Origin of the sequence: Inquilinus limosus MP06 (assembly GCF_000767795.1) — a bacterium.
GTDB lineage: Bacteria > Pseudomonadota > Alphaproteobacteria > DSM-16000 > Inquilinaceae > Inquilinus > Inquilinus limosus_E.
The window spans coordinates 1-3,565 of the sequence record NZ_JANX01000618.1; the positions used below are offsets into that span (position 1 = coordinate 1).

Consider the following 3,565-nt stretch of genomic DNA (forward strand, 5'->3'; position numbering starts at 1 on the left):
ACCATCCCGCCGTTCCCGCAACACCGCTATCCGCATGGATCGTTCTCCCTTCGCGTTCCCGGCGATGGATCCGCAAGTTTTTCCCTGCGGCGACGCAACGACCGACCATGCCTCACGCCGCCGCCCGCTGTCCACGATCCTTCCACCTGAAACAACGGAACCCGGACGGGGTGTCGCGCCTTGATTCCGCACCGCCGCCCCGCAGAGGATCGCGGCCGGCCAGAAACGCCTTCGAGGAACCACCCCTTGTCCACTTTCCTGCGCACCCTCGTCCTGACCGCCGCCGCCGTCGGCGCCATCGCCTGCGTGCCGCAGGACGGGTATTACGGCAATGACGGCGGCTACGCCGACAGCGGCTACTACAACGACGGCGGCTACACCCGGATCGACAACCGCTACCGCGGCGACCGCAACGACCGCGCCAACAGCTGCCGCCGCGCCTATAACGGCCAATGCGACGAGGGCCGCTACGGCGGCACCAACCGCTGCGACGACGGCACCGACACCGCCGATTGCCGCGGCTATGCCAGCCGCGACCGCGACCATGGCCCGAACAGCTGCCGCCGCGCCTATAACGGCGTCTGCGACGAAGGCCGCTACGGCGGCACCAACCGCTGCACCGACGGCACCGACACCGCCGACTGCACCGGCGGCGGCTGGCGCCGCGACCGTCGCGGCGACGACAATGACGGCTGGCCCTTCGACTGAGAGCCCGCCCGAGGGCACCTTTCCGCCATGCTCGGCCCCACACGGCCGCGGCATCGCCATGATCGGCTTTCATGGTCGGTGCCGCGACCGATCCTGAAGGGGGCCCCGCATGACACCGATCCGCCTTGCCCTGCCGGCCGTCATGGCCACGGCGTTCCTGGCCATGCCGGCCTTCGCCGCCGAGCCGCTGGCGCTGAAGCGCGTGCTGCTGTCGACCGGCGGCGTCGGCTATTTCGAGTACGAGGCCAAGGTCACCGGCAACGAGACCCTGGACCTGGCCGTGCCGCTGGACCAGGTCGACGACGTGATGAAGAGCATCGTCGTCTATGACGACAAGGGCGGCATCGGCGAGATCAGCCTGCCCGGGCGCGAGCCGCTGGCCGCCGCCTTCCGCGAGATGCCGTTCGGGCCGGAGGCGCTGTCCTCCCCCGCCGACCTGCTGAACGCGCTGCGCGGCGCCGAGGTGCGGGTCGACGGCGCCCGCGCCGTCTCCGGCCGCATCCTGTCGGTGGTGGCCGAGACGTCGAAGGACAAGGATGGCGCCCAGATCACCCGCCACCGCGTCAGCCTGATGACCGCCGGCGGGGTGCGCCAGTTCCTGCTGGAGGAGGCGGACGGGCTGCAATTCGCCGACCCGGCGCTGCAGGCCAAGCTGGATGCGGCGCTGGCCGCCCTGGCCCGGGATTCGGCCAAGGACCGCCGCACTTTGGCGATCCGCACCACCGGCGACGGCGAGCGCACGCTGCGCGTCGGCTACGTCGTCGAGGCGCCGCTGTGGAAGACCAGCTATCGCCTGACCCTGGCCGCCGACCCCAAGGCGGACAAGGCCGGGCTGCAGGGCTGGGCGGTGCTGGAGAACATGAGCGGCGCCGACTGGGACGGGGTCGACCTGACCGTCATCTCCGGCAACCCGGTCACCTTCCGCCAGGCGCTGTACCAGAGCTACACCGTCGCCCGGCCGGACGTGCCGGTGGAGGTGGCTGGCCGGGTGCTGCCGCCGGTCGATGAGCGGGCCCGCGACGCCGATGCCGAAGGGCGTGCCCGCATGGGAGCGGGCGCGCCGCCGCCGCCGGCCCCGAGGGCGCTGATGATGGCCGCGCCGGCGGCGGAAGCGGTCGTGGCCGACCAGTTCGACGGCGCGCCGCAGCAGCTGGCCAAGGTCACCGCCGCCGAATCGGGCGAGACCGCGACCCAGGTCAGCTTCCACCTGCCGGAGCCGGTGACCGTCGCCGCCGGCCACTCGCTGCTGGTGCCGATCGTCGACCGCGAGATCCCGGCCAGCCGGGTCGACCTGTACCTGCCGGACACCGAGCCGAAGCACCCGCTGGCCGCGGTCGACCTAAAGAATGACGGCCAGACCGGCCTGCCGCCCGGCGTGCTGACCCTGTATGAGCGCGGCGCCGACGGGGCGGTGGCCTATGTCGGCGACGCCCGGCTGGGCGCGCTGCCGACCGGTGAGACCCGGCTGCTCAGCTTCGCCGTCGACCAGAAGGTCACGGTCGACCGCGAGGACAAGCAGGACAGCACCCTGGCCCGCGCCCGCATCGTCGACGGCGTGATGGAGCTGACCACCACCCAGAGCGCCAGCGTGACCTATGCCGTCACCGGCGCCGCCGGCGAGGACCGCACGGTGCTGCTGCAGACGCCGCGCTACGAGGGCTGGACGCTGACCGCGCCGGATAAGGCCAAGGTCGAGATCGTCAGCGGCCAGTACCGCATCCGCCAGGCGGTGCCGGCCGGCAAGACCGTGACCGTGACGGTGACGCAGGAGCAGCCGGTGTCGCAGAGCGTCGACCTGGCCGACGATGCCGACGACCAGATCGCCGCCTGGGCCGAGGACCGCACCCTGCCGGCCAAGCTGCGCCAGGCGATGGCCGACCTCGCCGGCCAGCTCGGCGCCATCCGCGACCGCGAGGCCGAGGCCCAGCGGCTGGAGCAGCGCCAGACCGAGATCGGCCAGGAACAGGCGCGGCTGCGCGAGAATCTCGGCGCCGTGCCGAAGGACAGCGACCTGTTCCAGCGCTATCTCGCCAAGCTGAACGACAGCGAGAGCGAGCTGGAGCAGGTCGGCACCGGCCTGGACAAGCTGCGCAAGGCGATCGACGCCGCCCGCGCCCAGTTCCGCCAGTCGGTGCGCAAGCTGAACGTGTGAGAGCTCCCTCACCCCTCCTGACAGAATGCTGTCAGGAGGGGTGTCGTACTCTCCAGCATCGACGGCCCGTTCCAGGGCCGTCCCGCATGGAGAGACATCGATGGGCTTCGTCACCGAGGTCGTGCTGTTCCGGGCCAGGCCGGGCGTCGCGGTCGAGACCGTGATCGAGGCGGCGGAAGGCAGCCGCGCGGCCCTGGCCGGGCTCGACGGCTATATCGACCGCAGCTTCGGCGTCAGCGCCGACGGGCTGTTCGGCGACATCGTGCGCTGGCGCGACATGGCGAGCGCGGAGGCGGCGGCCGCCGCGGCCCCCACCCTGCCCGGCCTCGGCCGCTTCATGCAGGTCATCGACGGGCCGGGCGTTCGGCTCTATCACTTCAGGAGCCGTTCCCTCTGAGAGACCGTCCGGAATGCGCTGACACGAGTCGGTTGGCGATGGTTTCGAGAACCGGCGCGCAGCGGACGTTCAAGTCCGTGAGCACCGGAAGCGCAGAAACCGTCGTCAGACGGCCGTGCCAGTAGCATGATCGGGCGGTCTCAAACACTGCCGCCTGCCCCTTCGGCGGGCCTATCGCCGATGCGCCGAGCCGACCGCCTGATCCAGATCCTGCTGCTGATGCGCGGCCGTGCCCTGGTCACGGCGCAGCAGCTCGCCGAGGCGCTCGAGGTGTCGGAGCGCACGGTCTACCGCGACATGGCGGACCT

Annotated in this window: 4 protein-coding genes; all 4 read left to right on the top strand. The window is 71.5% G+C overall.

The window, feature by feature from the left end; all coding sequences use genetic code 11:
- The first annotated feature begins 246 nt into the window (after window positions 1-246).
- Window positions 247-708 (top strand): hypothetical protein, encoded by a 462-nt coding sequence (locus tag P409_RS29555; protein ID WP_034846847.1) that lies wholly within the window; start codon window positions 247-249, stop codon window positions 706-708.
- A gap of 109 nt (window positions 709-817) precedes the next feature.
- Entirely contained in the window at window positions 818-2,860 is a 2,043-nt protein-coding gene (locus tag P409_RS29560; protein ID WP_034846850.1) for a DUF4139 domain-containing protein, read from the top strand.
- Window positions 2,861-2,960: 100 nt separating this feature from the next.
- Window positions 2,961-3,257, top strand: coding sequence for a hypothetical protein (locus P409_RS29565; RefSeq protein ID WP_034846852.1), 297 nt, complete (start codon window positions 2,961-2,963; stop codon window positions 3,255-3,257).
- Between the two features lie 180 nt (window positions 3,258-3,437).
- Window positions 3,438-3,565: HTH domain-containing protein (locus P409_RS29570; protein ID WP_034846854.1), on the top strand; the 128-nt coding region annotated here is incomplete at its 3' end.